The sequence below is a fragment of the Rhizobium sp. GR12 genome, from assembly GCF_036596185.1.
In the GTDB taxonomy this organism is placed as follows: Bacteria; Pseudomonadota; Alphaproteobacteria; order Rhizobiales; family Rhizobiaceae; genus Agrobacterium; species Agrobacterium nepotum.
The window spans coordinates 203,431-229,563 of record NZ_JASXTH010000001.1; the positions used below are offsets into that span (position 1 = coordinate 203,431).

Below are 26,133 nucleotides of genomic sequence, written 5' to 3' on the forward strand. Positions count from 1 at the left end.
TTTATTCCAATCCGATGTTTCAGGACATCGCCTCGGCGATCAGCTCGTCTGCCGCCTCGGCCAGCACCTGATCCATCGCTTCGCCCGCCACCGTCTCGCGGCCGATTTCCAGCATCACAGGAACGGCAAGCGGCGAGACGTGCTCCAGCGCGCGGTGGGTGGTGTGCCCCTTGATTCGCTTCAGCATATCGCCAAGACGGCCAATATCCAAAAGTCCCGCCGCCGCATCGCGTCGCGTCGCCTCCAGCAGAATATGATCCGGCTCATGGCTGCGAAGAACGTCATAAATAAGATCGGCGGAGACGGTGACCTGACGGCCGGTCTTCTCCTTGCCCGGATGACGGCGTTCGATAAGGCCGGAAATGACGGCGCAGTTGCGGAAAGTACGCTTCAGCATGAAGGATTCGTCCAGCCACGCCTCCAGATCGTCGCCCAGCATGTCCTCATCGAGAAGTTCGCCAAGCGACAGGCGGCGGGATTTCAGCCGGCTGCCGATATCGTCCATGGCCCAGATGGCGAGCGAATAATCTGTGGCGACGAAACCCATCGGTTTTGCGCCCGCCCGTTCCAGCCGCCGCGTCAGAAGCATTCCCAGCGTCTGGTGCGCCAGCCGCCCCTCGAAGGGATACATCACCATGAAGAAACGCTTGCGGAAGGGAAAGGTCTCGACCAGCAGCTCGTCGCGCCGGGGAATGATCGATTTCTCCTTCTGGATCGCCAGCCAGTCGCGCACCTGATCCGGCAGCGCCTGCCAGCGGGCGGGATCGGCGAGCATCGAGCGCACTTGATCCGCGAGGTAGGTGGAAAGCGGGAATTTTCCACCCGCATAGGATGGTATTTTCGGGTCCATGGAAAAGGCCTGCGACACCAGACATTCGCTCTCCCGAATACCCTCGAACCGCAGAACCTTACCGGCAAACAGGAAGGTATCGCCCTGCACCAGCTGTTCGAGGAAATATTCCTCGACCTTGCCAAGCGACATGCCGCCTCGCCCGACCGAACCCCTGGCATTGCGCTTGACCATGCGGACATTGAGTTCCGCCGCCTCGACGATGGTGCCGAGGTTGAGGCGATATTGCTGCGCGACGGCCGGATTGGAGACGCGCCAGCGGCCATCCTTCATCTGGCGGATGCGGGCATAGCGCTCATAGGTGCGCAACGCGTAACCGCCGGTGGCGGTGAAATCCACAATGCGGTCAAAGGTTTCGCGTGGCAGAGCGGCGTAAGGGGAAGCGCTCGTCACTTCACGATAGAGATCATCCGCATCAAAGGGTTCGGCGCAGGCCATGCCGAGTACATGCTGGGCCAGAACATCGAGCGCGCCTTCGGCGATGGGGGGCGTATCCTGCGCGCCGATATAATTCGCATCGAGTGCTGCACGGCACTCCATCACCTCGAAACGGTTGGCGGGAACGAGGATCGCCTTTGACGGCTCATCCATGCGGTGGTTGGCGCGGCCGATGCGCTGGGCAAGGCGGCTTGCGCCCTTGGGCGCACCCACATGCACGACAAGGTCGACATCGCCCCAGTCTATGCCGAGATCGAGCGTGGAGGTGGCGACGACGGCGCGCAGCCGGTTTTCGGCCATGGCGGCCTCCACCCGGCGACGCTGGGCCGTGTCCAGCGAGCCGTGGTGCAAAGCTATCGGCAAATTATCGTCATTGATGGTCCAGAGCTCCTGAAAGATCAGCTCCGCCTGCGAACGGGTGTTGACGAAGACCAGCGTCGTCTGATGCTCCTTCAGCGCCGCGTATAAATCCCTCATGGCGTAGCGCGCCGAATGGCCAGACCATGGAATACGTTCTTCCGTATGCAGGATGGAAATATCCGGTTTTGCGCCGCCTTCGACGGTGATGAGGCCAGCGGGCGGTTCTCCCTGTCCCTGCGGCGCAAGATAACGGCGCAAGTCCATCGGTTCCGCCACCGTGGCCGAAAGACCGATGAAGCGCACATTCGGGGCGTGCCGGCGCACCCGGGCGAGCGCCAGCGACAGCAGATGGCCGCGTTTGGAAGTGACGAGTGAATGTAATTCGTCCAGCACCACATATTTAAGGTCGCGGAAAAAGCGCTCGGCCTCCTTGTTGGCGAGCAGCAGCGATACCTGCTCCGGCGTCGTTAGGAGAATATCGGGCGGCCTGATCTTCTGGCGCTGGCGTTTTGCCTGCGGCGTATCGCCGGTGCGCGTCTCGATGGAAATCGGCAGGCCCATTTCGGAAACGGGCTTGGTGAGATTGCGTTCGATATCCACCGCAAGCGCCTTCAGCGGCGAGATATAGAGCGTATGCACGCCGACAAAGGCGGAACCGGGCGGAACCTTGCCGCGTTCCGCGAGATCGGTAAGCGAAGCCATGAAGCCGCCCAGCGTCTTGCCGGCGCCCGTCGGCGCAATCAGCAGCATGTTCTCGCCGCCCCGCACCCGCGCCATAAGCTCCAATTGATGGGCGCGCGGAGACCACCCCTTTTCGGCAAACCATTTCTGGAATGGAAGAGGCAAGGTGCCGACCTGCGTGCCGGAAATGGGAGACTCTGCGTGTTTCACGCCTTCAAGGTAGTGAAAAACCTGCAAAAAAGAAGAGCGCAACACGCCCGCTTGACAGGAAAGCATAATCATGGATAAATAATATCCATGATACAGAAGCAAACCACAAAAGAGCAAGTCGGATGAAACTCGGCGACGGCGTTGAACAGGCTATTCACAGCGTGAGCATGCTGGCGGGACTTTCCGAAGGCGGCGTGCTTTCGGCGGCGGCGCTGGCCGAGTTTCACGGCGTTTCCACGAGCTATCTCCTGAAGCATCTGCAATCGCTTTCCGGCGCTGGGATCGTCACCACCGTGCCGGGGCCGAAGGGCGGTTATCGTCTCGCCCGGACGACCGACAGGATCACGCTGCTCGATATTGTTCTTGCCGTGGAGGGACCGCAGCCTGCCTTTCGTTGCGCGGAAATCCGCCAGCGTGGGCCGAACCCCTTGCCGGGACGTTATTTCACCAAGCCCTGCGGCATCAATGCCGCGATGCTGAAGGCGGAGAAGGTCTACCGAGCCGAACTTGCAAAAACCACCATTGCCGACATTGCGGGCGACCTTGCCGCCACTGACGATGGCGGTATTGCAGCACGCGGCTGCGCCTTTCTGGAGCTGAACGAGCGCAAGACGGCAACGCGCTGAGACCCAAAGACAGGATCACCGAAATACCGGAAGCGTCACCGCTTTCCGGAATGATGACGCATGCCCTTAAACAGACCCAACCAATGGAGAGAGACCCATGAAAACCCGTTTGAATTATGCCAAAGCATCCCCCGAAGCCTTCAAGGCCGTAATGGCGCTGGAAAACTACGTCCAGAGCAGCGGCCTTGAGCGCCGCTTCGTTCACCTCATCAAATTGCGCGCCTCGATCATCAACGGCTGCGCCTTCTGCGTGGATATGCATGTGAAGGAAAGCCGCCATGACGGGCTTTCCGAACAATGGATCAATCTGATGAGCGTATGGCGGGAATCCCCCGTCTACACCGAACAGGAGCGAGCGTTGCTCGGCTGGGTGGATGCGGTGACGAAGATTGCCGAAACCGGCGCTCCGGATGACGCCTTCGAGGCTCTGAAGGTGCATTTCTCCGATGAGGATATCGTGAAGATCACGGTTGGCATCGGCGCCATCAACACATGGAACCGCATCGCCGTCGGCTTCCGCTCGCAGCACCCGGTAGACGCCGCGGCCAGGGCTGCCTGAGCCACCTTGACCGCCGCAAACGACCGCTACATCGCGATGTAGCGGTCGTTTCGGTGATTGATGGCGAGCGTGAGGTTCATGACCAGCGCGCCGAGGATAGAGCAGGTGATGACGAAGGGCGTCGCGACGAAGAACGAGCAGGCCAGCACCATGCCATCGAAGGCAAGCTGGACGAGGCCCGCGCGCCAGCCGAAACGATCCTGAAGATAAAGCGCCAATATGCCGAAACCACCGAGGCTGGTGCGATGACGAAACAGCGCCAGCATGCCGGCCGCAACCGTCAATCCGCCGAAAAGGGCTGCGGCAACCGGATTGATGCTCTGAAAGGCGAAAAAGCCCGGCATATATTCCGTAAGCAGCGCCGTCATGGCGATGGCGCAGAAGGTCTTGACCGTGAAGGCAAGGCCGAGACGGCGAAAGGCGAGATAATAAAACGGCAGATTGGCGAGGAAGAACACCGCGCCGAAGCTGAAACCGGTGGAATAATGCGCCAGAAAGGCAAGACCCACCACGCCGCCGGTGAGAAGGCCTGCTGCGGAAAACAACGTCACGCCGAGTGAAACCAGCATGCTGCCCGCCAGAATACCCTGCGCGTCCTCCAGCAGCGAATGACGATCCGGCGCGGAGGCCCAAAGGTTCAGGCGCCTGCGCGCGCTCGTCTCGTCCATGCCTGTTCCCCTGATTTTCCGGCCGTTGCCGAGCTATTGCGCCCAAGCGCGGTGGATTTCAAGCATGCCTCGTTCAGCGTACGACGATATACCTGTCCGAACGATGATTGATGGCGAGGAACATGTTGAGGACGAAGGCGCCGACAATCGAATAGGCAACAGTCGCAGGGTCGATGACGAGGAAGGCGCAGAGCATCACAAAGGCGTCGAAGGCAAGCTGGATCAGACCCGCGCGGATGCCGAAACGGTCCTGGATGTAGATCGCCAGAATGCCGATGCCGCCGAGGCTGGCGCGGTGGCGATAAAGCGCCAGCAATCCGTAACCCAGAAGCAGCCCGCCGAGCAGCGCCGCCCAGAGCGGATTGATGCTGTCGATGACCATCCAGCGCGCTTCCACTTCCGTCAGGACAGAAACGAGCCCGATGGCGATGAAGGTCTTGACGGAAAAGGCCAGACCGAGACGGCGGAAGGACAGGTAATAGAACGGCAGATTGACGAGGAAGAACAGGAGGCCGAAGCTGATGCCGAAGGCATAATGAATGAGAAAGGCGACGCCGGCGGTGCCGCCGGTCAAAAGGCCGACCTTGTTCAGAAGATAAAAGCCGAGCGCCGACACGATGGCTCCGGTGACGATGCCCTGCACGTCTTCCACCGGCGCATGTTTGGCCGGATCCGAACTCCACATGCTGTAAACGCTTCTCGTTCTGCTCACGCTTTTTCCCTCAGGTTCCCGCGCATTTTGCACTGCAACAAACTTGGGATCAAGATGGATACGTAAGGACGACTGACCTATCGTGAAAAAGGCAAGAAACGGGATGTTCAGCCATTTGCTTGGGCAAGAAAGAGAATGCCGGCAAGCGGTTTGCCGGCATCCTTGCGAATGGTGGTCTCGCGGATATCGATGAGGGAAAAGCCCGCCCGCTCGAGAAGACCGGTCACATAGGCTTTCGAATGCGCGTAACGCAGCGTTTCCCGCAGCACGAAACCTTCATCGTCTCCCGCATCCTCCACCGAAAAGGCAAAGAAACCAGAGGGCGCAAGCAGGGCCGAAACGAGCGGCATGACGGTCTCAAGACTGCCGAGATACATCATCACATCGGCAGCGGCGACGAGACCGGCGCGGTGCTGCGTCATGGCCGGGGTGAACAGACCCGAGGTGCCGGCATCCAGCGAAAGATCGGCCTGGCCGAGATAGTCGTAAAGACCTTTTTCTTCCGCCTTGGCGAGCATGTTCTGGGATAGGTCGAAACCTTCCAGCCGCTTTGCAAGCGGGCGGATTTCGACACCGAGGAGACCCGTACCGCAACCGATATCGACGATGGCGTCAAAAACGCCGCCATCCGCCGCCTTGCCGATCAGCTCCGCCAGTTTCTGCGGCACGCTGTAATCCAGCTTGGTCACGAGCGAGGTTTCGAAACGATCCGCATAGTCGTCGAAAAGCCCCTCCACATAACGGCTGGGCGGTTGTTCCGGTGTTTCCACAGCCCCGAGGACCGCGAGTTTCAGCTCGGCTGCAAACAGCCCTTCCGCATCCAGCTCGGCCACTTTTACGTAAGCGGCCACGGCTTTGTCCGTCGCGCCCGCCTTTTCAAGATATTCCCCGAGCCGAAACCAGCCCGCAGTCCACCCCGGCGCAAGTTCCAGCGCCTGTTCGACGAGTTCGGCGGCGGCGGCGTAATCGCCGCTTTCCGCCAACATGCGGGCATAGTCCATCCGGCGGTCGGCAGTGACGTCACCGGAAGAAAACTGGTTTGCGGCCATTCATGATTTCCTGAGAAGATGTTGGCTGTCATTTATCAAGCCATAAAAAAACTCAAGTCCTATTTCATGGCCCGTCCGTGGAATTAGCGGATATGACGCGATATAGTGCACCGAAACTTGTATCGAAGCGGTTCGCTTCATATGTCAGGACAAAACAGGAGACTTGCTGATGGCCGGTGAGGTCAACAAAATGCTGGGTGATACGGTGGCCCGCACCGTGGTGAAGCTGCTGGTGGTTTCACTGCTCGTCGGCTTTCTCATGGCAATCTTCGGATTGACGCCATGGAACATCATATACAGTGCACGCGACTTCGTGGTCGATCTGTGGCGCAGCGGTTTCCATGCGCTCGGCGCGATCGGCGACTATCTGATCCTCGGGGCGACGATCGTTATTCCCATTTTCATCATCCTGCGCCTGCTGAGCTACCGCCGCTGACATGACCGATACATCGCTTCAAACGCTTTCACGGCGCGGTTTCGTGCTGCTTTCCGCCGGTTCCGTTCTTTCCGCCTGCGTTTCCATGCCCACCAACAAGGGCATGCCATCAGGCACCCGCGACGAGACGGCGGCGGCGCTTCCAATGGTCAATGAGTTGCGCCGCTCGAAGGGGCTTTCGCCGCTCTCCATCAATGGCTCGGCAAGTGGGGCTGCCGCTTATCAGGCCGGCCGCATGGTCAAGGCGCAGAAGATGGCGCATCTGATCGGCCTGACCGACAGCTTCCTCATCCGCATGAAGGACGGCAACGTGCCGCTACCTGCGGCGGAAAACGTGGCAGCCGGGCAGGACAGCGTCGAGCGGGTGGTCAAGGCCTGGATCGGCTCCAGGCACCATCTCGAAAACATGCTGGGCCCGTATAACGGCCTCGGCGTTGCGGTTGCCTATGATGCCGCCAGCCGCAACCGGCCCTATTGGGCGATGGTGCTCTGCGCGTGAGACGCTTAGCCTAGCTTGCGGTCGGCCCAGCGGTCGACCGTGCTGTCGCGCAGGTCGCGAATGGACTGCACGCCTTCGCGGGCGACCAGTTTCGACAGGCCCTTGACGATGGACGACGGCAGGCCGGGGCCTTCATAGACCATGCAGGAATAGAGCTGCACCAGATCGGCCCCTGCCCTCACTTTTTCCAGTGCCGTTTCCGGCGACGAAACGCCACCGACGCCGATAATGGGCAGATTGCCGCCGACGCGCCGGCGCATCTTGGCGAGAACCGTGGTGGAAAGCTCGAATAGCGGCTTGCCGGACAATCCGCCGGCCTCGCTCTTGTGCGGGCCAGGCCGCAGGCCTTCCCGTGAGAGCGTGGTGTTCGACACGATCAGGCCATCGAGATCATGGGCCAGCGTTTCTTCCGCGACGTCGTCCAGTCCCTCCTCGGTCAGATCGGGCGCGATCTTGAGGAAGACCGGAATGCTCTTGCCAAAGCGTTCGGCTTCCACTTTCCGGCGTTCCAGCACCGCTTCAAGAAGTGCGGCAAGGCTTTCGCGCGCCTGCAAGTCGCGCAGGCCCGGCGTGTTGGGCGAGGAAATATTGACGGTGAAATAGGATGCGACGGAATAAAAGGCCTCTATGCCCTGCACATAATCGGCAATGCGGTCTTCGCTATCCTTGTTGGCGCCGATATTGACGCCGACGATGCCACGCAGCTGTGCCTGCTTCAGACGCTCCAGCGCGGCCGCATGGCCTTCATTGTTGAAACCGAGGCGGTTGATGACGCCTTCATCCTCGACCAGACGGAAGATGCGCGGCTTGGGGTTGCCGGATTGCGCATGCGGCGTGACGGTGCCGATTTCGGTGAAACCGAAGCCGAGCCGCAAAAGCGGTCCGGGCACCTCGGCATTCTTGTCGTAACCCGCCGCCATGCCGAGCGGATTGGGAAAAACGAGGCCAGCCACGGTCTGCTGCAGACGCGGATCGTGCGGCACCATGCAGGTGGGCAAAAAGCCGCTTTTCAATGCCGCCACGGACAGCCCGTGCGCCTTTTCCGGATCGACCAGAAACAGGCCCTTGCGGCCGATATAGGAAAATAATCCGCTCATCACAAAATCTCCGGAAATTGGTGGTGGCCATCGTCACCGAGCGAAAGCGGCGTTTCCCAAAGCACGGCGGTGAGGGGAAGAGGAGCATAGAGGTGGGGGAAAAGATCGCCGCCTCTGGAGGGCTCATAGACCAGCTTGTCGCCGAGCGCCGCTCCGTCGACCGCGATCAGAAGCAGTTCGGTCTGACCCGCAAAATGCCTGGCTGCGGTCTCGGCGGCCTGTTTCGCCGTCGAAAAATGAATGAAGCCATCCGTCAGATCGATGGCGGCGCCTTCGAAGACACCTTTTGCCCTGGCTGCATTCCACAACGTCTCCGGCACGATTTTATAAATGATCGCGGGCGTTTCCTGCATGGGGCTCTCCGAAGGCTTTCCAAGGCTTTTTAGTCTGGGCGGTTTGCCGCAAAGCGGGTCGATTGTCCACAGTTTCCACGGCATTTTTATTACCGTGGCGGCTGCCCACAAGCTTTTTCTTGTAATGCGGAACCGATTGGAGCAACCTTTGAGCGGAGAAACCGGAAGCGTTCAGGCTGCCGGAAACGGGAGTGCACCAGACCTTCTGAAGAACCGCATAACGCCCTTGGGAGGGGGCCAGAATGTCGGAACTTGTCATTATCATAGCGGACGACCACCCGCTTTTTCGCGGCGCCCTCAAACAGGCCGTATCCGGCCTCGACGGGCAGCAGACCATCATGGAAGCCGGGGATTTCGAGGCCGCCCGAAGTGCTGCGACAGCGTGCAGCGACGCCGATCTGATGCTTCTCGACCTCGCCATGCCGGGGGTAAGCGGATTTTCAGGCCTGATGGCGCTGAGAGCGGAATTCTCCAGCCTGCCGATCGTCATCGTTTCGGCAACGGACGACGCGACCACCGTTCGCCGGTCCATCGAACTCGGCGCTTCCGGTTTCATTTCCAAATCCTCGGGCATCGACGATATTCGCGATGGCATTCGCACGGTTCTGGAAGGCGATGTCTGGATACCGGAGAGCTGCCAGGGCGACAAGGAACACGACCCTGATGTGACCGACCTCATCGGCCGGCTCAGAACGCTGACGCCGCAACAAAGCCGGGTTCTGGGTATGCTGGCCGAAGGCTTGCTGAACAAGCAGATCGCCTATGAGCTGAATGTTTCGGAAGCCACCATCAAGGCTCATGTCTCCGCGATTCTGCTGAAACTCAAGGTCGACAGCCGCACGCAGGCTGTGATCCAGCTTTCCAAGATCAACACATCGGCCATGGTGGCGTAACCAAGGATTTTATTCCTTTCTTTTCTTTACTCCTGACCGGATATGGTCTAAATTCCGGGCGTAAAAGACAGGAGCTTTTCCGCCACCTGCTCCACCTGCGGGCTTTCTATCATGCTTTCACACGAGACGATCTGGAGCGCCATCGATACGCTTGCCAAGCGTCATGAGCTGACACCTTCGGCTCTGGCGAAGCGTGCCGGTCTCGATCCCACATCGTTCAACAAATCGAAGCGCTTCGGCCCGGACGGCCGCAAACGCTGGCCTTCGACGGAATCCGTATCCAAGGTGCTGGAGGCGACGGGGGCAAGCGTCGACCAGTTTTTCGGCTATGCTTTCAGCAAGGCCGCCCAGACGATGCAACCTTCCGGTCCGGACAATGCCATTCCCCTGCTCGGTTTTGCGCAGGCGGGTTCCGGCGGCTTTTTCGACGATGGCGGTTTTCCGGCCGGTCAGGGCTGGGATGTGGTGGAGTTCCCCTCTTCTCCCGAGCGCAAGCAGGGCGTTTATGCGCTGGAAGTGCAGGGCGAAAGCATGATGCCGCTTTACCGCGACGGCGACATCCTCATCGTGGAGCCCGGCGCGCAGGTGCGGCGCGGCGACCGTGTGGTGTTGAAAAGCCGCGAGGGCGAAGTAATGGCCAAGGTGCTGGCCCGGCAAAGCCCCAAGAATATCGAGCTTCTTTCGCTCAATCCCGAACATCCGAACCGCAGCTTCGACATGGCCGATGTGGAATGGATCGCCCGCATCATCTGGGCCAGCCAATAAATCCCGGCTATTGCGGACACAGGCTTCACGCTTCCAGCCGGTAGGTCTCGGCGCGCGCGCCAACATACTTCCTTTACAGGCCGAGTGTACTTGCGGCAGCATCGACCGTCATGATCTTCGCACCGCCGGACGCCGCCTTGCGGACGAGACCCTGAAGTCTGTCTCCCGGGCAACCGTAAAAGCTCGGCGTCTGCGAAACATCGTGGGTGAAAATGACGAGCCAGCCGCCCTTTTGCAAAACGTCGTCGAGCCAGTGATCGGCGGCATCGAGATAGTTTTGATCGGCGCGCAATTCGACCGCGGCAAGATTATGCGGATCGACGTTGCCCCGGTTGATGCCGGGCATAATGCCGCGAGCGGTCCTGAACCTGCGCCGCAGCAGGGGCTGCATGACCGGTGATGCCATGCCGAAAGGAACGGAGAAATTCCGCATGTGCCCGCTCTCATCGAACGATCCCAGCACGCTGTCGTTACGATCGAGATCCTCCTCAAGCCCGCGCCGTGAAAAACTCGAGAGTTTGCGATGGGAAAAGGTATGGCAGGCAAGCTCATGGCCGGCCGCAGCCAGTTCCGAGCAGCCTTTCGTGGAAATCATCTCCTGTTTATCGTGCTTGTCGATGAAAACGCCCGCAATGTAAAACGTCCCGCAAACACCCTCGTTTTCCAGGATGCGCGCGCCCTCCGTCCAGGCAGTCGCCGGTACATCGTCGAATGTGAAGGAGACGATCGGTTCGGATGTTTCGATCCGCACCGCCGGTCCCGGAAAGTACCGCACGAACCGGTTATTGATCCGGTCTGCAAAGGTCCCGATTTTCTGCGCCATGCATAGCCCCCCGGCCTGTCTGCAATTTACTGTCCCTGTTCAAGTATGTCGTATGCCTGATGTCTCAAACAATAGATTGCGATCAGCAACGAAGACCAGATAGGCCCGGTTCCGGTAAAGAAATTACTCTCAAGACACGAAGAAAGCAGCGCATACACCCAAATTCGTGCGAAAAGCCGTGTCAATCCCGAATCCGTGCCCCTCTCCACCGCAGTCCGGAAGTCGTTTGCGGGTATGATGACGAGCCATATGACGATGAGGATAAAGGCTGGCAGACCGCCATTCAGCAGGCTTTCCACATAGCCGTTATGGGCATGGAAGGCGGAAACAGCCCAAGTGCCGGCAATATCGGCCTGCGCCAGAAGCCGGTCGCTCGTCCAGAACGCCTGAAAGCCCTGCCCGAAAATCGGCGATTGCGCGAAGGTGTCGAAGGACAGTCGCCATATGTCCGTTCGGCCGGTGAAGGTGGAATCGATCCCCAGACTTTCGACCAGATCCCGTATGCTTGGAAAATAGGTGGAGCCGACCGCGAGGATGTTGAGGAAAGCGAGAAGACCGCCGATCATCAGCAATGTCCGGCCGGCATGCCTTTCCATGATCCAGACCAGCGCGATGGTGACGGGCAACAGCATGGCTGCGGTTTTCCCGTTGGTCTTCCAGAGGAAGAAACCCGCCAGCAGCGTGATTGCGATGCCGCCGACCGTCGACCAGGCATTGCGCAGGTAAAGGCCGATCATGAAAAGAATGATCATGGCCGGAGCCGCGGCATTCTTGTGATTGAAGATGCCGCGCCAATCGCCCGCAAGCGCTTTTTCATCAAGATCGTAAGACTGGTGGATCGCACGCGAGCGAAGAAAGATCACCCCGAAATAGCAGAGCGCAAGCAGAATGACGGCGAAGACGGCTATCATCCGGTCGAACTGCCGCCGGTCCCTCGGCATGACGACGAGGACGCTGGTGATGAAGCACAGGAGGGCCGTAAAGAGCAGGCGCTGCAGCGAGGTGCCGGGCTCGGTGCCAATCACCGAACAAATCACAAGCCAGGAGAACAGCAGCAGAATGGGCAGACGCGGCCGCAACAAAAGCCCCGTCAACCGGTGGCGCAGGGCAAAAACGCCCAAAATCAGCGCAATCACAAGCCCGGTCAGCTGGTTCGCGGCGGCGTGCGGCACGGGCGGAGCCGCGAGATTTTCAAAAGGCGCGACGGATATCCAGATATAGAGCATCGTGACGACGAAAAAAATCGCGTCGCGACGACTGCCCGAAAGGGACACGGCATCGCTTTGCGCAGACATGGACTGCGTGTCAGCGAAACGCGGCATGGTCGCCTGCATCGGGAACGGATAATCGGATCATTGGCCTGCCTTGTGACGAACAACGAAACCCATTTGAAACCGGGCCATGTCCAAATAACCAGAAACAGTCATTATCATCATTATTGTGCAATTGCTTTAACCCTCTCTTACCTCAAGGAGGCTAAGACAGGAGAAACTGCCATTCATTCAGGTTACCGCCCTTTGGATTGTCGCCCGGTTTCCGGCTTTTTCAGTTCACCAAATTTAAAAATAGGGCAGTTATCTTTTGAATTCGCCCGGCAATGCCGGAAAACATGGAGAATGAGGTGTCGTTGAATACGCCGCGGTTCGGCCATCTTGTCAGACTGGGATTGACCTATATGGCATCCGGCGGGGCGCTTCTGATGTCCAGCGCCGCCCAGCTTTTGACCTTCGCCCTGCTTGCCCGCCATCTCGGCGTCGAACAATTCGCGCTTTACGCCTCGATCACGGCCGTCACCAATCTCGGTGTCCAGATCTGCGGTATCGGTTCGCAGGAATCGCTCATCCGCCGCGTGGCGCAGGATCGCAGCATGTTTCCCGTCATGCTCGGCCACAGTTACCTGTTGAGCGCCGCGACCGGCGTGGTGCTGACCATCATCGGCATGGTAACGATCCCCGTGTTTTTCCCGACATCGGAAACATTGCTGCATACACTCATCACCACCTTCCTGATCCTGGTGACGAACCTCGTTTTTCTGAAGGTTATTTCGCTTTCCACGCAAAGCTTCATCGCCCATTCCAACTTCGCCTCCGCCAACAAGCTGGAAGTGATGTTCGCCGTCGCCCGCACGATTGCCGCCGTGGTCGCCTGCCTGGTCTTCAAGGTGGAAACTGTGGAGGCCTGGGCCCTGTGGAATCTGGCCGCCCACACCGCCGCAGCGGTAATTTCGGTCAAGGCGATCGGCAGGCTCGGCAGGCCCGTCTTCCGGATCGTTCGCGAGGAAATCCGCATTGGCGTCCTGTTTTCGACGCAGTTCCTGTTCAAGGCCGTGCGCGGCAATGCCGATATTCTCGTTCTCGGTACAGTTGCCAGCGCCGAGGTTCTGGGCAGCTATTCCATCGCCCGGCGAATTCTCGACAGCTCCTATCTCTCGGTGGAGGCTCTCAACCGGCTGATCTATCCGGGTTCGGCCTCAGCCGCCCTTCAGGGCATCAGCAAAACCATAGAACGCGCCTATAATGTGCTGAAGGCGGCGCTTGTCATCGCAGCCGGTAGCGCTTTGGTGATCTTCATCATCGCACCCTTCCTGCCGCTGTTGTTCGGCGACGAATACGTCTCGCTGCCCATGATTACCCGCGTCCTTTGCTGGGTCGTGCTGCCAATGGCGGTTGCGGCGACCGCACTTGAGGCGCTTGGCGCATCCGGGCGACAGGATATTCGCGCCAAGATATGGAACAGCGGCAACCTCATCGGCTCCGTCGTTGTCGCCTTCTTCACCTGGTCCTTCAGCATTTCGGGAACGATCGGCAGCTACTTCCTGGTGGAATCCGCCATCGCCGCCGCCGTATGGATCGCGCTTTTGCGGTTGCGGCGCAGCGACCCGGCCTTTGCGCCAGCCAAATAGCCGACGCCGGAGACGATCCGGATAGGAGCTGGGTTTCTCTAATAGAGCCCGTAGGGGAAATAACGCCGGTAGATTTCCTCCAGCCGGCCGTTGCGGGAAAGTGCTGCCAAGGCCTGATCGAAGGCCGGCACAAGCACGTTATCCGGATCCACAGCCATAATGGAAAGGCCTTCGCCCAGAAATCTGTCGGACATGTAAGGGCCGCCGAAAATTGCGCAGCAGCCTTCGGACGTGCTTCCTGAAACCCAGAAAGGCAGGCGCAGGCCATCGGCGAAAATGGCGTCTACCTTGCCTGTCTTCAGCGCTTCATACATGGGTTCATACCCATTAAAACCTTCAGTCGTCGCTTTCGGAAAAAACGCCTTGAGCATCTGTTCGTGCCGTGAGCCTGTGACCGCGCCCACCTTCTTTCCCGACAGGGCGTCGGCACCGGAGCCGGTGAATTTCGCCGCCTTGTTGACGGCAAGACGGGCGGGTAACAACAAATAGGGACGCGAGAAGGTGAAACTCTTGCGCAGATCGGCCGTGGTGGCGAGGCCAGAAATCACCGCTTCGCCCTCTCCCATTTCCAGGGCCGCCTCCAGCTCGTCAAACGGCAGCGCCTGCACCTGACATTTGCTTTCTATCTTCAGCTGGGAGCAGATTTCACGCACCAGATCGACATGGAAACCCGCAAGCCGGCCTTCCTGATCGGTAAAATTGAATGGCGGAAAATCGACCGACATCAGAAACCTGACCCGGGGGACGGAAGAAAGATCACCGCCCGGAAACCGCTCCTGCGCGTCGAACAGCACCGGCATGCGGCCTCCGTCCGACAGGCCTTCCGCATGAAGTTTTCCAAAAATACCAACAAATTGTAAAGCGATAGCTAAAGTAAATGCAAGACTTATATTTCGCGTTACATTCGTCATTCTCATCTATACTGTCCACAGCAGGAAGTTGGGCGTTACCATGACGACGGCGGCGATGCATGGATTATTTTAGCCATTATACACGAGAATCGTTTCGCACGACGCCGGCGAAACGAAAAATTCCGTTTTCGCTGAGGGACGACAATCCGCCCTGGAGCTTTCCCGAAGGGGACGAAACAGGAGCGGCGCGCTTTCTTTCGTCGCTCGGATTCGGCAAGCCCTATATCAGCACATTCGAAGAACAGGCCCTCGAAAACGGCTCGACGGTGGAAGAGGAGTTGCTGGCAAGCGGCCTTGTCGAGACGGATGCATATTTCGGTGCTTTTGCCAGATTTCTGCGATTGCCGTTTCTCCCGGAAATCAATCCGGAACGGGTGGCGGACATAAACCATCTGGATACGCAGCTTGCCGAACCACGGATCCTTCGGCTGATACCATCAAACAACAAACCAGCACTTCTGATCGTGCCGGAACTGGGGCGGATGGAATTGCTGAAGAGCATGCTCGATCAACATCCGCATCTTTTCGACGAACTTGCCGTGACCACACCGCAGGCCATGCGCAACGCCATCTGGAAGGCGGGTGAGACACGCCGCTGCCGGGAAACGCGCCAGCAGCTTTTCAACACCACGCCGCAGCATTCCGCCAGGATCACGCTGCACGGTGAGCAGGGTTTTGTGAGCGGCGTTCTCGTTACCCTGCTCGTTCTGTCGCTGCTGTTTTATACGCAGGCGGCTCTGGCTTATATTCATGTCACCCTGACGATGCTTTATCTCTCAACCCTGCTTTTCAGGTTGTTTGCACTCGTCCACTCGCCCAGAGAAAACGATGTAAAAACCATCGCTCCGCTCCAGCAGGACGGGGAGCTGCCTGTCTACACCGTTCTCGTGGCGCTTTATCGCGAAGAGGCCATCGTCGCGCAACTTGTCAATGCGCTGGAGCGGCTGGACTGGCCCAAATCTCGGCTCGACATCAAGCTCGTCTGCGAGGCCGATGACGAAGCGACGATCGAGGCTATCCTGCGGACAAACCCCGGTCCGCATATCGAAATCGTCAGGGTGCCGCCGTCCCTGCCCCGCACCAAACCGAAGGCCCTGACCTACGCGCTCTCCGGCGCGCGTGGTGCGTTCGTTGCCGTTTACGACGCCGAAGACCGCCCCCATCCACAACAACTACGCGAAGCCTACGCCACCTTCCATGATCAACCGGACGACGTGGCCTGCCTGCAGGCTCCGCTTATCATCAGCAATGCTCGCTCCTCCTGGCTCAGCGCCTGTTTCGCACTGGAATATTCCGGCCTCTTCCGCTGCATGCTGCCCGTTCTCGCCGCACACCGGCTGCCGCTGCCGCTTGGCGGCACCTCCAATCATTTCCGAACCGCCGTATTGCGCCGGGCCGGTGCCTGGGACCCTTACAATGTCACGGAAGACGCCGATATAGGCCTCAGGCTGCACAGGCTCGGTTATCGCTGCGGCGTCATCCGGCGACAGACACTGGAGGACGCGCCAACCTCGCTTCCTGTCTGGCTGAACCAGCGCGCACGCTGGTACAAGGGCTGGCTGCAGAGCTGGCTGGTGATGACCCGCGCGCCCTTTACAACCGCGCGCCACATGGGCTGGGTCGCCTATCTCGTCTTCCAGCTGCTGATCGGCGGCATGCTTCTGTCGTCGCTGGCCCATCCCTTGCTGTTCGTTTCCTTCACCTTCATGGTCATGACGATCAGCGAAAATGGCGCGGGTATGCTGCTTTCCTGGCAGGGCCTTCTGTTTTTCATCGATACGCTGAATATTTTCGGAAGCTACGCCATCTTCGTGCTGATGGGCCGAAACAGGATGATACCTTACGAGAAACAACAGATCGGACAGCGCTGGTTGGCGATCCCGCTTTACTGGCTGATGTTGTCAGTCGCGGCGTGGCGCGCTGTGGCGGAGTTGAAAACCAGGCCCTTCGTCTGGAACAAGACACCCCATATGCCGGTCGTCAGAAACACGACCTGAGAAGACATAGGCAATTAAAGAGGCGCGTTCCCAGCGCTTCTTTTCGCGACACAGGACGCGCCTCACCGTTTTCAGCTTGCGCTGTTGCTTTTTGCAAACGGTTTCGGGTTACGGCGGGGCTCGCCTATAGATGCAGCATAAACCAAAACACCCTGCCGAACGAGGTTCCTCCTCCGGCAAGGTCTATCGCTTCATCACAACAGCGACTGAACAACTTTATTTGGCGACGAGCTTGTTCTTGATCAGGCCGACGACGACCTGGACGATCAGGCCACCGATGCCACCGCCAACGAGCTGGCCGGCAAGAGCGCCGATATCCATGCCGCCGGCTGCCGCAGTTCCACCTGCCCCCAGCAGCGATCCGAGCACGCTTCCTCCGCCGATGCCGCCAACGGCGCCCGCAATCAGGTTGCCGAGCGAGCCGAGATCGGAATCCTTCAGTATTTTTCCGCCGGCCGTACCGCCAATCGCACCACCGACAATTTGGGTCAATATCGAAGTAAGATCCATGTCATCCTCCTCACTGGTTTCCCCGACCATTCGGGGAAACAAAGCTTCCCATTTATGTCTGAGCGGGCTGGACAGAACCGGCGTGGCCGACTTTCTCTTCCTCGCCAAAAACTTTCCAGACCACGGCGCCGATAGCACCGCCGAGGATTGGAGCAAGCCAGAACAGCCAGAGCTGTTGCAGCGCCCATCCACCAACGAACAATGCCTGTCCCGTCGAGCGGGCTGGATTGACGGAAGTGTTGGTGACCGGAATGGAGATCAGATGAATAAGGGTAAGGGCAAGGCCGATGGCAATCGGCGCAAAGCCGGCTGGAACCCTGCCATGTGTCGACCCCAGAATGATGATCAGGAAAAATGCCGTCAAGATGACCTCGATCAGCAGCGCCGAGACGAGGGAGTATCCGCCCGGCGAATGTTCGCCGTAACCATTGGCGGCGAAACCGCCAATTTCGGCCCCCGCCTTACCGGTGACGATGACATAAAGCGCGCCCGCCGCGACGGCAGCCCCCAGAACCTGCGCCACTATATAAGGAACGAGGTTCGATGCCGGGAATTTGCCGGCAACGGACAGACCGACGGAAACGGCCGGATTGAAATGACCGCCCGAAATGCCCCCGACCGCATAGGCCATGGTCAGAACCGTGAGACCGAAGGCGAAAGCGACACCGAGAAAGCCAATGCCGAGTTCTGGAAAAGCGGCGGCGAAAACCGCACTGCCGCAACCTCCGAACACGAGCCAGAACGTACCAAGAAATTCCGAAAGAAGCTTGCGACTCATAACACCATCCCCAAATGCTACGACTGCATCAACTATTACGTGCAATTAAATCGTAGTCAAGATAAATCGTGTAGGCGCCCGGACACCCATATACAGGCGGCTGCGGCCATGCTTTCTTGCTAATCAGGAAGGCTTTCGGCTGTCTTGAAAACTGGAGCGGGTGAAGGGAATCGAACCCTCGTATTCAGCTTGGGAAGCTGCTGCTCTACCATTGAGCTACACCCGCGCCTGAAGCTAAGACATCCGACAGTTTGCGGCGGGTGTCAAGCATCCGACAAGGTCATTATGCGGGTCGAAAATGCTTGGACAGCTTCAGCCCCTGCGCCTGATAATTGGAGCCGAGGCCGCTGCCGTAGAGGCCTTCCGGCTTTTGCAGCATGTGTTCGTAAACCAGCCGGCCAACGATCTGGCCATGTTCGAGGATGAAGGGCACTTCGTGGCTGCGCACTTCAAGCACGGCGCGGCTGCCGGTGCCGCCCGCCTGTGCGTGGCCAAAACCGGGATCGAAAAAGCCGGCATAATGCACACGGAACTCGCCCACCAGCGGGTCGAAAGGGGTCATTTCCGCCGCATAAGACGGGGGCACGTGTACGGCCTCGCGTGAGACAAGGATGTAGAACTCATCCGGATCGAGGATCAGTTCGGCGCGGCCGCGCGCATGGAGCGGCTCCCAGAAATCGAGAACGTCGTGCTGGGCCTTCTTGTCGACATCCACTACCGCCGTGTGGTGTTTACCGCGATAGCCGATCAGCCCGTTCTCGCCGAAACCCTTGAGGTCGATGGAAAGCGCGATGCCGCCGCCGGTCACATTCGGGGTTTCGCTGGCGACCAGCGTTTCCCTCTCGTGCAATTTCAGAAGCTCGCTTTCGTTGAGCAGCGAATGGCCGATGCGAAAGCGGATCTGCGACAGGCGCGAGCCGCGACGCACGACGACGGGGAAGGTGCGCGGGCTGATTTCCAGATAGAGCGGGCCAGCATAACCCGCCGGTATCTTGTCGAATTCCTGCGCATTGTCGGTCATGACGCGGGTGAAGATATCAAGCCGCCCCGTCGAGCTTTTCGGATTGGCCGAGGCCGACATTTCGGCCGGCAATTCCAGGCTTTCCATCAGGGGCACGATGTAGACGCAACCGGTTTCCAGCACCGCGCCCTCACTCAGATCCACCTCGTGCAGGCTGAAGCGGTTGAGCTTGTCGATGACGCGGGTTCCGGGACCGGGCATGAAGCTGGCGCGAACGCGATAGGCCTTCGAGCCCAGCCGCAGATCGAGGCTGGCTGGCTGCACCTGATCAGCATCGAGATCGGCCTCGCTTTTCAGCTTGCCGCCCGCAAACAGCGCCCTGATAGCGCCGTCCGCCAAAATGCCCGTGGTTCTGGTCATGGTCATCATTCCTTTTTACGGCGACAAAACCAAAAGGAAAGCATTGACGCAAGCCGGTAACGGCAGTATGGCAAGCTTATCCCGTGGTGATTTGGCCGGTCGGCTTGCAGCCACGTTAAACAAGTGGCTAAAAAGACCGGGTGCTAGGAACCGGTCTGCTTTTGCGGCCGGTTTTTTTGTTTTGAAGGTGATCACATGAGCAATAAATGGCGCCCGGCAACCCAGCTCGTTCACGGCGGTACGCTACGCTCACCCTATGGTGAAACGTCGGAAGCAATCTATCTGACCCAGGGTTTCGTCTACGAAAACTCCGAAGCCGCCGAAGCGCGCTTCAAGGGCGAAACGGATGGCTTCATCTATGCACGCTATGCCAGCCCGACCAATGACATGTTTGAAAAGCGCATGTGCCTGCTGGAAGGTGCGGAAGACGCCCGGGCGCTTGCCTCCGGCATGGCCGCCGTCACCGCCGCCATCATGTGCCAACTGCGCGCGGGCGACCATATCGTCGCTGCACGCGCCCTCTTCGGCTCCTGCCGCTGGGTGGTCGAGACGCTCGCACCTAAATATGGCATCGAATGCACGCTGATTGACGGGCGCGATCTCGAAAACTGGGAAAAGGCGATCCAGCCGAACACTAAGCTGTTTTTCCTCGAAAGCCCGACCAACCCGACGCTGGAAGTGGTGGACATTGCCGGCGTGGCGAAGCTCGCCGACCAGATCGGCGCGAAGCTGGTGGTCGACAATGTTTTCGCGACACCGCTGTTCCAGAAGCCGCTCGAACTCGGCGCCCATATCGTCGTTTATTCGGCAACGAAGCATATTGACGGTCAGGGCCGTTGCCTTGGCGGCGTGATCCTTTCCGACAAGAAGTGGATCGAGGAAGAGTTGCAGGATTATTTCCGCCACACCGGCCCGGCCATGTCGCCGTTCAACGCCTGGACGCTTCTGAAAGGCATCGAGACCCTGCCGCTGCGCGTGAAGCAGCAGACGGCCAATGCCGCAAAGATCGCCGATTTCCTCGCCGACAGCGGCAAGGTCGGCAAGGTCATCTATCCCGGCCGCGCCGATCACCCGCAGGCAGACATCATCGCGCGGCAGATGACCGGCGGTTCGACGCTCGTCGCTTTCGAATTGAAGGGCGGCAAGGATGCGGCCTTCGCGTTGCAGAACGCGCTGGACATCGTGAAGATCTCCAACAATCTGGGTGACGCAAAGAGCCTCATTACCCACCCCGGCACCACGACGCACAAGAACCTGACCGACGAGGCACGCGCCGAACTCGGCATTTCCGGCGGCACCTTGCGCCTTTCCTGCGGCATCGAGGATACGGACGATCTGCTGGAGGATATGGCGAAGGCTCTGGCGGCCGTTTCCGCCTGAGAATTCAATCGACACATCGCTACGGCCCCTCTTCACGTCGGGCCGTGGCAAAGCCCCTGGTGTCAGGCAACCAATATTTACCTTTACCGTTATCCCTAACGGTGGAAAACGGCGCAACAGAAGATGCCTCCTGCCCGTTAAGTCGTTCATTTTCTTGACGATAGCCAGAACCTGTAGTGTAGGATAATGGCGGCAGGCATAATATCGAGGTGTGGCGCGTATGTATCGTGCTCTGACAAGGGATATCGAGGTAACGGTCGATCCGTATTATCTCGAAGAACAATCCGACCCGGATGACGACCGTTACGTCTGGGGCTATAAAGTCGTGATCTCGAACAATTCCGATGTTCCGATAACGCTCGTCAATCGCTATTGGCATATTACCGACCAGAACGGACAGGTGGACGAGGTCTACGGACCGGGCGTCGTCGGCGAGAAACCGCACCTGAACCCCGGTGACAGTTACGAATATTCATCCGGCTGCCCGCTGGATACACCGTCGGGCCTGATGTTCGGCCATTATGAAATGGAAACGGACAAAGGCGAGGTGTTCAACGTCACCATACCCGCCTTCTCTCTGGATTCGCCCGGCCTGTTGCGGGTCCTGAATTGATGCAGACGCACCGATGCGGAGCCGCGCTGTTCAAAAGCGCGGCCTCGCCAGTCACAGCGTTTCAGACGTTGTCAAACTCGCTGATATCGTAACGATAGGTCGTCGAGCAAAACTCACAGGTCACGGCAATCGCACCGTCTTCCTCGCTTGCCTTGATCTCTTCGGCGGTGAAACCGGAGAGAACATCCTTGATTTTCTCCCGCGAGCAGCTGCAGCGGTCGAAAATGATCTGCGGATCGTAGATGCGCACGCCGCTCTCATGGAAAAGCCTGTAGAGGAGACGCTCCACCGGCACCTGCGGATCGGTCAGTTCGTCGGTATCCACCGTGTTCAGCAGCGTTACCGCTTCGGTCCAGGCATCGTCTTCCCCGACTTCATAATCGCCCTCATCACCATCACCACCGTGAAGGTCGCGCATGCGCAGACGCTCGGGCGCCTGCGGCAGAAATTGCGCGATCACTCCGCCCGCACGCCAGCCATGGCGCGGCTTGCCTTCGTCATCACGGTCGAAGAACTGGGCGACGCCGAGGCGCACGCGGGTGGGAAGCTGTTCCGACTGGCGGAAATAAACCCCGGCGATTTCTTCCAGCGATGAGCCGTCCAGCGGCACGATGCCCTGATAGGGCTGCATGCCGATACCCTGATCGATCGTGAAGGCCAGAATGCCGGTGCCGAGCAATTGTTCGGGCGAGGTCTCCCCCGCCTTAACCGCCTCCGCCAGCCGCTCCTCATCGAAACGGGCATAGGCGCGCATGCTTTCCGGCGCAGTAAAATCCGCCACCAGAAGATCGACCGGGCCGTCGCCCTTGGTCTGAACGGTCAGCTTGCCGGAAAACTTCAGGGACGTACCGATCAGCGCCGTCAGAACCGTCGCTTCCGCCAGCAGCCGGGCGACTACATCGGGATAATCATGCCGATCGAGGATGGCATTCAACAACGGTCCGACCTGTACCGCGCGGCCGCGCACGTCCAGACCTTCGACCTGAAAGGGCACAACCTTGTCGTCACCAGCTAAATCGAGATTGTCCAGTTCAACCGTTACATCTGCCATATCATAACTCCTTGGCGCAGCCGTCGCGCCGCAACCGTCCAAAAGTCCGGCTTTTAAAATGTACTTTTTCCGCTTGTCGCACAGAGATCCGGGAAGCGAAACAGCCTCCGGGGAAAATCGTGCAATCGTGATTGTGGCCCGCCAGCAAAACCCAACGAGCCTTTTCGAAGTCCCACAGATGGTAATGTGTCCGGCCAAGTTCAAGCACCTTCCTGACCACTGGCAAGGAAGGGTTGAGAGCCGTCAGATGACGCCCAGGCACCATGCGATGATGGACTTCTGCGCATGGAGCCGGTTTTCCGCCTCGTCGAAGACCACCGATTGCGGCCCGTCGATCACAGCGTCCGTCACTTCCTCACCGCGATGCGCCGGCAGGCAATGCATGAACAGCGCCTCCTTGTTGGCCTTCGCCATCAGCGCTTCATTGACCTGATAGGGCTGGAAGATATTGTGGCCGCGCGCCTTGTGTTCCTGGTTCATGGACACCCAGGTATCGGTAACGACGCAATCCGCTCCCGCCACCGCCTTGTCGGCATCATGATACAGCCTGACGTCGCCGCCATTGTTGCGCGCCCAGTTCAGGAACTTGTCGTGCGGTTCCGAACCCATCGGCACCGCCATCGCCATCTGGTAGCCAAAACGGGCGGAGCCTTCCACGAAGGAATGCAGCACGTTGTTGCCGTCGCCCGTCCAGGCGATGGTCTTGCCTTTGACCGGGCCGCGATGTTCCTCGAATGTCAATATATCCGCCATGATCTGGCAGGGATGCGTGTCGTCCGTCAGGCCGTTGATAACAGGCACCGTCGCGTGTTCGGCAAGCTCGAGCAAGCGCGAATGATCCGTCGTACGGATCATGATGGCGTCAACATAACGCGACAGAACCTTGGCCGTATCGCCAATCGTTTCGGCGCGGCCGAGCTGCATTTCCGTGCCCGACAGGAAAAGGGTCTCGCCGCCGAGCTGGCGCATGCCGACATCGAAGGAGACGCGGGTGCGGGTGGACGGCTTTTCGAAGATCATCGCCAGCATCTTGCCGGCCAGCGGCTTTTCCGCCGTGCCGGTTTTGGTGGCAATCTTGCGTGTGCGCGCATCATCAAGAATTGTCCGCAGATCCTCCGACCCGACGGCCGAGAGGTCCAGAAAATGTTTTGGTGAAACCATTCTAATCTGTCCCATGCTTGCGAACCCCTGAAGAGAGGCCCGCCCTTGATTTTTTCAGGCGATTTTCGCCTGTTTCGCTGTCAGGGAGGCGGCAGCCGCGTCGACACGCGCCAGGCCCTCGCGGGCCTCTTCCGCCGTGGTGATGAGCGGCGGCAGAAGACGGATGACGTTGTCGCCCGCAGGCACGCCAAGCAGATGCTCCGCGCGCATGGCCTGTAGCAACTCACCCGAAGGAACCCTCGCCTTGATGCCCATCAGCAGACCTTCGCCGCGGATTTCCTCGATCACATCAGGATAACGATCCTTAAGCGAGGCAAGTCCCTGGCGGAAGACCAGCGCGACATCACGAACCTTTTCCAGAAAACCGTCGGCCAGAACGACATCCAGCACGGCATTGCCCACGGCCATGGCCAGCGGATTGCCGCCATAGGTGGTGCCGTGCACACCCGCTGTCATGCCGGAAGCGGCATCTGCGGTCGCAAGGCATGCGCCGAGCGGGAAACCACCGCCGATCCCCTTGGCGACCGCCATGATATCGGGCGCAACGCCGGTATGTTCATAGGCAAACAGCTTGCCCGTGCGGCCGACACCCGTCTGGACCTCATCGAAAATCAACAGCAGGCCGTGCTCGTCGCACAGGCCGCGCAGGATTTGCAGGAATTCCTTGCTGGGCGCACGAATGCCGCCTTCGCCCTGAATGGGCTCGATCAGCAACGCAGCCGTTTCAGCGGTGATGACGGCCTTCAGGGCGTCGACATCGGCGAATGGCACCTGGTCGAAACCTTCGACCTTGGGACCGAAACCTTCGAGGTATTTCTGCTGGCCGCCGGCGGCGATCGTCGCGAGCGTGCGGCCATGGAAGGCGCCTTCGAACGTCACGATACGGAACTTTTCCGGATGGCCCTTCGAGAAGTGATAACGGCGCGCGGTCTTGATTGCGCATTCAAGGGCTTCCGCACCGGAATTGGTGAAGAACACCTTGTCTGCGAAAGTCGCTTCCGTCAGGCGCTTTGCCAGTTTTTCCTGCCCCGGCACTTCATAGAGGTTCGAGACGTGCCAGACCTTCTCGGCCTGCGTCTTGATCGCATCGACAAGGTGAGGATGGGCATGGCCGAGCGAGTTGACGGCGACACCGGCCGCAAAATCCAGATATCGTTCGCCGCTTTCCGTATACAGCCAGACACCCTCACCGCGCTCGAAGCGCAGGGGGGCTCTTGAAAACGTATCAAACAATGGCGCGCCGGCTTCGGCCATGGCTGTATCACTCCTTGCGCGATTGCGCTGTCAAACGGTTGTCAATAGGCTTGCGGGGTTATCCCTCGCCTGAAAATCAAAAATGCCGCCTTGCGGCGGCAGGGGCACTATTGTCACTTCGTTTGCCGATGTCAACAAAAGTCCGCGTTTCCCGGGCTTCTCAAGCACTTGTATGCCGTGGCGGACGAGGCCCAAGGTGTTGCCTTTCAGACTCAAGACAGCAGCAAGTTGGGGAAAACCGGAAAATCGATTCCAGATGATTCCCGCGACTCTTGCCACGGAGTCAGCCTAGCATTAGGTTAATCGCTAATTACTAGACTGCGATGCGGCGGAACTAGTCACCTAAAATCTGGCGGAAACCACGCTTGCGGCACGCCCGCGAGACAGAGAAGGATTCTGCCGAAAATACACGCGACAAGCGGAGAAGCGGCATGAACTGGACAGACGAGCGAGTCGAAAAACTCAAGAAATTGTGGTCCGAAGGGCTTAGCGCCAGCCAGATAGCAGCACAGCTGGGCGGCGTCAGCCGTAACGCCGTGATCGGCAAGGTCCATCGTCTCAATCTGCCGGGACGCGTCAAGGCTGGCGGTCCGGTCACTTCGGCGCGCTCCGCGCCCAAGCGCACCGCGGCACCTGCCCCGCGCACGACGACTTTCGCAGGCCGCGTCAATGCGGCACCGGCACGGATCCTGAACCGCTCGAACGCGGCGACGGCACTGCACGAGGAAATCGGCATCGAGACCGCACAGGTTCTCGAATACGTTCCTTCCAGAAACGCGGTCACGCCGATTTCCCGTCGCCTGACGCTGACGGAACTGACGGAACGCACCTGCAAGTGGCCGGTCGGCGACCCGTTGAAGGACGACTTCCATTTCTGCGGTTGCGAAGCGCTGGAAGCTTCGCCCTACTGCAAGTTCCACGCGAAACTCGCCTATCAGCCGGTGAGCGAGCGTCGCAAGGCTTGAGTGTTGCGGCACACATTCAGCACTCAAAAATTACGGGCCTTCGGGCCCGTTTTTTTATGACCAAACCCAAGGCGGTTCCGCGGTCAACACGCCGATAGAGGGCCGAGCCCTTTCCTGTCGGGTTCAGCCTCACAATCATGATTTCAGCGGGGCCGTCAGTCACTCTTCTTGGGGATGAAGGGGGTCGCGTTTGCGGAAGGGTCAGAACCGA

The 26,133-nt window shown here is 59.2% G+C and carries 26 protein-coding genes, 1 tRNA gene and 1 riboswitch; of the genes, 11 read left to right on the plus strand and 16 right to left on the minus strand.

Translation table 11 applies throughout. From position 1 onward, the window contains the following. Nucleotides 1–19: 19 nt before the first annotated feature. Complete coding sequence (locus tag QSK43_RS00965) at nt 20–2,611, minus strand: ligase-associated DNA damage response DEXH box helicase (protein WP_332301972.1); 2,592 nt, start codon at nt 2,609–2,611, stop codon at nt 20–22. Nucleotides 2,612–2,661: 50 nt separating this feature from the next. On the opposite strand from QSK43_RS00965, the gene QSK43_RS00970 reads away from it, so the two are divergent. Next, a complete protein-coding gene (locus QSK43_RS00970; RefSeq protein WP_332301973.1) occupies nt 2,662–3,165 on the plus strand; it encodes an RrF2 family transcriptional regulator in 504 nt (167 codons plus the stop codon). Nucleotides 3,166–3,262: 97 nt separating this feature from the next. Then, a complete protein-coding gene (locus QSK43_RS00975; protein WP_332301974.1) occupies nt 3,263–3,724 on the plus strand; it encodes a carboxymuconolactone decarboxylase family protein in 462 nt (153 codons plus the stop codon). A 26-nt stretch (nt 3,725–3,750) separates the two neighbouring features. Here the strand turns inward: QSK43_RS00975 and QSK43_RS00980 are convergent, their stop codons facing one another. The 3 genes from QSK43_RS00980 to QSK43_RS00990 all read right to left on the minus strand — a co-directional run bounded on the left by QSK43_RS00980 (nt 3,751) and on the right by QSK43_RS00990 (nt 6,153). Beyond that, nucleotides 3,751–4,392: a YitT family protein gene (locus QSK43_RS00980; RefSeq protein ID WP_332301975.1), complete on the minus strand. Its 642-nt coding sequence runs from the start codon at nt 4,390–4,392 to the stop codon at nt 3,751–3,753. Between the two features lie 73 nt (nt 4,393–4,465). Then, nucleotides 4,466–5,077 (minus strand): YitT family protein, encoded by a 612-nt coding sequence (locus QSK43_RS00985; RefSeq protein ID WP_332302230.1) that lies wholly within the window; start codon nt 5,075–5,077, stop codon nt 4,466–4,468. Between the two features lie 134 nt (nt 5,078–5,211). Continuing rightward, the gene (locus QSK43_RS00990; RefSeq protein ID WP_332301976.1) at nt 5,212–6,153 is read right to left on the minus strand and encodes a class I SAM-dependent DNA methyltransferase; all 942 of its coding nucleotides are present in this window, start codon (nt 6,151–6,153) and stop codon (nt 5,212–5,214) included. Between the two features lie 169 nt (nt 6,154–6,322). Between QSK43_RS00990 and QSK43_RS00995 the strand changes: the two genes are divergently transcribed. After that, nucleotides 6,323–6,589 carry a DUF6460 domain-containing protein gene (locus tag QSK43_RS00995; RefSeq protein ID WP_045022252.1) on the plus strand — a complete coding sequence of 89 codons (267 nt, stop codon included), beginning with the start codon at nt 6,323–6,325 and terminating at the stop codon, nt 6,587–6,589. Between the two features lies 1 nt (nt 6,590). Next, nucleotides 6,591–7,088, plus strand: coding sequence for a CAP domain-containing protein (locus QSK43_RS01000; RefSeq protein WP_332301977.1), 498 nt, complete (start codon nt 6,591–6,593; stop codon nt 7,086–7,088). 5 nt (nt 7,089–7,093) lie between these two features. Here QSK43_RS01000 and QSK43_RS01005 read toward each other — a convergent pair whose 3' ends face one another. Both QSK43_RS01005 and QSK43_RS01010 read right to left on the minus strand, forming a co-directional pair. Continuing rightward, nucleotides 7,094–8,185, minus strand: a complete 1,092-nt coding sequence (locus tag QSK43_RS01005; protein WP_332301978.1) for a quinone-dependent dihydroorotate dehydrogenase — start codon at nt 8,183–8,185, stop codon at nt 7,094–7,096. Continuing rightward, entirely contained in the window at nt 8,185–8,538 is a 354-nt protein-coding gene (locus QSK43_RS01010) for a DUF952 domain-containing protein (RefSeq protein WP_332301979.1), read from the minus strand. The genes QSK43_RS01005 and QSK43_RS01010 overlap by 1 nt, the downstream gene beginning before the upstream one ends. 242 nt (nt 8,539–8,780) lie before the next feature. Here QSK43_RS01010 and QSK43_RS01015 point away from each other — a divergent pair, with 242 nt between their 5' ends. Continuing rightward, a complete protein-coding gene (locus tag QSK43_RS01015) occupies nt 8,781–9,431 on the plus strand; it encodes a response regulator transcription factor (RefSeq protein WP_332301980.1) in 651 nt (216 codons plus the stop codon). 111 nt (nt 9,432–9,542) lie between these two features. After that, on the plus strand, nt 9,543–10,196 hold the full coding sequence (locus QSK43_RS01020; RefSeq protein ID WP_045022241.1) for a S24 family peptidase: 654 nt from the start codon (nt 9,543–9,545) through the stop codon (nt 10,194–10,196). A 73-nt stretch (nt 10,197–10,269) separates the two neighbouring features. Here the strand turns inward: QSK43_RS01020 and QSK43_RS01025 are convergent, their stop codons facing one another. Together QSK43_RS01025 and uppY are read right to left on the minus strand one after the other, a co-directional pair. Further along, nucleotides 10,270–11,019 (minus strand): polysaccharide deacetylase family protein, encoded by a 750-nt coding sequence (locus QSK43_RS01025; protein ID WP_332301981.1) that lies wholly within the window; start codon nt 11,017–11,019, stop codon nt 10,270–10,272. Nucleotides 11,020–11,045: 26 nt separating this feature from the next. Then, nucleotides 11,046–12,341 (minus strand): Wzy-type polysaccharide biosynthesis protein UppY, encoded by a 1,296-nt coding sequence (uppY, locus tag QSK43_RS01030; RefSeq protein ID WP_332301982.1) that lies wholly within the window; start codon nt 12,339–12,341, stop codon nt 11,046–11,048. Nucleotides 12,342–12,628: 287 nt separating this feature from the next. Here uppY and uppX point away from each other — a divergent pair, with 287 nt between their 5' ends. Beyond that, nucleotides 12,629–13,921, plus strand: coding sequence for a Wzx-type polysaccharide biosynthesis protein UppX (uppX, locus tag QSK43_RS01035; protein WP_332302231.1), 1,293 nt, complete (start codon nt 12,629–12,631; stop codon nt 13,919–13,921). 38 nt (nt 13,922–13,959) lie between these two features. Here uppX and QSK43_RS01040 read toward each other — a convergent pair whose 3' ends face one another. Beyond that, nucleotides 13,960–14,721: a transporter substrate-binding domain-containing protein gene (locus tag QSK43_RS01040; protein ID WP_045022234.1), complete on the minus strand. Its 762-nt coding sequence runs from the start codon at nt 14,719–14,721 to the stop codon at nt 13,960–13,962. A 170-nt stretch (nt 14,722–14,891) separates the two neighbouring features. On the opposite strand from QSK43_RS01040, the gene QSK43_RS01045 reads away from it, so the two are divergent. Beyond that, nucleotides 14,892–16,829 (plus strand): glycosyltransferase family 2 protein, encoded by a 1,938-nt coding sequence (locus tag QSK43_RS01045; RefSeq protein WP_332301983.1) that lies wholly within the window; start codon nt 14,892–14,894, stop codon nt 16,827–16,829. Between the two features lie 216 nt (nt 16,830–17,045). On the opposite strand, the gene QSK43_RS01050 is transcribed toward QSK43_RS01045, so the two are convergent. The 4 genes from QSK43_RS01050 to QSK43_RS01065 all read right to left on the minus strand — a co-directional run bounded on the left by QSK43_RS01050 (nt 17,046) and on the right by QSK43_RS01065 (nt 19,498). After that, complete coding sequence (locus QSK43_RS01050; protein ID WP_045022333.1) at nt 17,046–17,339, minus strand: hypothetical protein; 294 nt, start codon at nt 17,337–17,339, stop codon at nt 17,046–17,048. A gap of 52 nt (nt 17,340–17,391) precedes the next feature. Next, nucleotides 17,392–18,117, minus strand: coding sequence for an aquaporin Z (gene aqpZ, locus QSK43_RS01055; RefSeq protein ID WP_045022229.1), 726 nt, complete (start codon nt 18,115–18,117; stop codon nt 17,392–17,394). A 152-nt stretch (nt 18,118–18,269) separates the two neighbouring features. Then, nucleotides 18,270–18,343, minus strand: a tRNA-Gly gene (locus tag QSK43_RS01060). Nucleotides 18,344–18,400: 57 nt separating this feature from the next. Beyond that, a complete protein-coding gene (locus QSK43_RS01065; RefSeq protein WP_045022331.1) occupies nt 18,401–19,498 on the minus strand; it encodes a 2'-deoxycytidine 5'-triphosphate deaminase in 1,098 nt (365 codons plus the stop codon). Nucleotides 19,499–19,571: 73 nt separating this feature from the next. After that, nucleotides 19,572–19,650: riboswitch (SAM riboswitch) on the plus strand. Between the two features lie 43 nt (nt 19,651–19,693). Between QSK43_RS01065 and QSK43_RS01070 the strand changes: the two genes are divergently transcribed. Both QSK43_RS01070 and apaG read left to right on the plus strand, forming a co-directional pair. Then, nucleotides 19,694–20,878 (plus strand): O-succinylhomoserine sulfhydrylase, encoded by a 1,185-nt coding sequence (locus QSK43_RS01070; RefSeq protein WP_332301984.1) that lies wholly within the window; start codon nt 19,694–19,696, stop codon nt 20,876–20,878. Between the two features lie 220 nt (nt 20,879–21,098). After that, a complete protein-coding gene (apaG, locus tag QSK43_RS01075) occupies nt 21,099–21,491 on the plus strand; it encodes a Co2+/Mg2+ efflux protein ApaG (protein WP_003514932.1) in 393 nt (130 codons plus the stop codon). 61 nt (nt 21,492–21,552) lie between these two features. On the opposite strand, the gene QSK43_RS01080 is transcribed toward apaG, so the two are convergent. The 3 genes from QSK43_RS01080 to QSK43_RS01090 all read right to left on the minus strand — a co-directional run bounded on the left by QSK43_RS01080 (nt 21,553) and on the right by QSK43_RS01090 (nt 24,957). Next, nucleotides 21,553–22,542 (minus strand): Hsp33 family molecular chaperone, encoded by a 990-nt coding sequence (locus QSK43_RS01080; RefSeq protein WP_332301985.1) that lies wholly within the window; start codon nt 22,540–22,542, stop codon nt 21,553–21,555. A 243-nt stretch (nt 22,543–22,785) separates the two neighbouring features. Then, nucleotides 22,786–23,703: an ornithine carbamoyltransferase gene (gene argF / locus QSK43_RS01085; protein WP_332301986.1), complete on the minus strand. Its 918-nt coding sequence runs from the start codon at nt 23,701–23,703 to the stop codon at nt 22,786–22,788. A 54-nt stretch (nt 23,704–23,757) separates the two neighbouring features. Beyond that, nucleotides 23,758–24,957 (minus strand): aspartate aminotransferase family protein, encoded by a 1,200-nt coding sequence (locus tag QSK43_RS01090; protein ID WP_332301987.1) that lies wholly within the window; start codon nt 24,955–24,957, stop codon nt 23,758–23,760. Between the two features lie 431 nt (nt 24,958–25,388). Here QSK43_RS01090 and QSK43_RS01095 point away from each other — a divergent pair, with 431 nt between their 5' ends. Further along, complete coding sequence (locus QSK43_RS01095; protein WP_332301988.1) at nt 25,389–25,922, plus strand: GcrA family cell cycle regulator; 534 nt, start codon at nt 25,389–25,391, stop codon at nt 25,920–25,922. Nucleotides 25,923–26,133: the final 211 nt, after the last annotated feature.

Excerpts from the sequence above, each read along its gene's own strand:
- QSK43_RS00965 (WP_332301972.1), bottom strand. The coding sequence starts at position 2,611 with ATGATTATGCTTTCCTGTCAAGCGGGCGTGTTGCGCTCTTCTTTTTTG.
- QSK43_RS00970 (WP_332301973.1), top strand. The coding sequence starts at position 2,662 with ATGAAACTCGGCGACGGCGTTGAACAGGCTATTCACAGCGTGAGCATG.
- QSK43_RS00975 (WP_332301974.1), top strand. The coding sequence starts at position 3,263 with ATGAAAACCCGTTTGAATTATGCCAAAGCATCCCCCGAAGCCTTCAAG.
- QSK43_RS00980 (WP_332301975.1), bottom strand. The coding sequence starts at position 4,392 with ATGGACGAGACGAGCGCGCGCAGGCGCCTGAACCTTTGGGCCTCCGCG.
- QSK43_RS00985 (WP_332302230.1), bottom strand. The coding sequence starts at position 5,077 with ATGTGGAGTTCGGATCCGGCCAAACATGCGCCGGTGGAAGACGTGCAG.
- QSK43_RS00990 (WP_332301976.1), bottom strand. The coding sequence starts at position 6,153 with ATGGCCGCAAACCAGTTTTCTTCCGGTGACGTCACTGCCGACCGCCGG.
- QSK43_RS00995 (WP_045022252.1), top strand. The coding sequence starts at position 6,323 with ATGGCCGGTGAGGTCAACAAAATGCTGGGTGATACGGTGGCCCGCACC.
- QSK43_RS01000 (WP_332301977.1), top strand. The coding sequence starts at position 6,591 with ATGACCGATACATCGCTTCAAACGCTTTCACGGCGCGGTTTCGTGCTG.
- QSK43_RS01005 (WP_332301978.1), bottom strand. The coding sequence starts at position 8,185 with ATGAGCGGATTATTTTCCTATATCGGCCGCAAGGGCCTGTTTCTGGTC.
- QSK43_RS01010 (WP_332301979.1), bottom strand. The coding sequence starts at position 8,538 with ATGCAGGAAACGCCCGCGATCATTTATAAAATCGTGCCGGAGACGTTG.
- QSK43_RS01015 (WP_332301980.1), top strand. The coding sequence starts at position 8,781 with ATGTCGGAACTTGTCATTATCATAGCGGACGACCACCCGCTTTTTCGC.
- QSK43_RS01020 (WP_045022241.1), top strand. The coding sequence starts at position 9,543 with ATGCTTTCACACGAGACGATCTGGAGCGCCATCGATACGCTTGCCAAG.
- QSK43_RS01025 (WP_332301981.1), bottom strand. The coding sequence starts at position 11,019 with ATGGCGCAGAAAATCGGGACCTTTGCAGACCGGATCAATAACCGGTTC.
- uppY (WP_332301982.1), bottom strand. The coding sequence starts at position 12,341 with ATGCCGCGTTTCGCTGACACGCAGTCCATGTCTGCGCAAAGCGATGCC.
- uppX (WP_332302231.1), top strand. The coding sequence starts at position 12,629 with ATGGAGAATGAGGTGTCGTTGAATACGCCGCGGTTCGGCCATCTTGTC.
- QSK43_RS01040 (WP_045022234.1), bottom strand. The coding sequence starts at position 14,721 with ATGCCGGTGCTGTTCGACGCGCAGGAGCGGTTTCCGGGCGGTGATCTT.
- QSK43_RS01045 (WP_332301983.1), top strand. The coding sequence starts at position 14,892 with ATGGATTATTTTAGCCATTATACACGAGAATCGTTTCGCACGACGCCG.
- QSK43_RS01050 (WP_045022333.1), bottom strand. The coding sequence starts at position 17,339 with ATGGATCTTACTTCGATATTGACCCAAATTGTCGGTGGTGCGATTGGC.
- aqpZ (WP_045022229.1), bottom strand. The coding sequence starts at position 18,117 with ATGAGTCGCAAGCTTCTTTCGGAATTTCTTGGTACGTTCTGGCTCGTG.
- QSK43_RS01065 (WP_045022331.1), bottom strand. The coding sequence starts at position 19,498 with ATGACCAGAACCACGGGCATTTTGGCGGACGGCGCTATCAGGGCGCTG.
- QSK43_RS01070 (WP_332301984.1), top strand. The coding sequence starts at position 19,694 with ATGAGCAATAAATGGCGCCCGGCAACCCAGCTCGTTCACGGCGGTACG.
- apaG (WP_003514932.1), top strand. The coding sequence starts at position 21,099 with ATGTATCGTGCTCTGACAAGGGATATCGAGGTAACGGTCGATCCGTAT.
- QSK43_RS01080 (WP_332301985.1), bottom strand. The coding sequence starts at position 22,542 with ATGGCAGATGTAACGGTTGAACTGGACAATCTCGATTTAGCTGGTGAC.
- argF (WP_332301986.1), bottom strand. The coding sequence starts at position 23,703 with ATGGTTTCACCAAAACATTTTCTGGACCTCTCGGCCGTCGGGTCGGAG.
- QSK43_RS01090 (WP_332301987.1), bottom strand. The coding sequence starts at position 24,957 with ATGGCCGAAGCCGGCGCGCCATTGTTTGATACGTTTTCAAGAGCCCCC.
- QSK43_RS01095 (WP_332301988.1), top strand. The coding sequence starts at position 25,389 with ATGAACTGGACAGACGAGCGAGTCGAAAAACTCAAGAAATTGTGGTCC.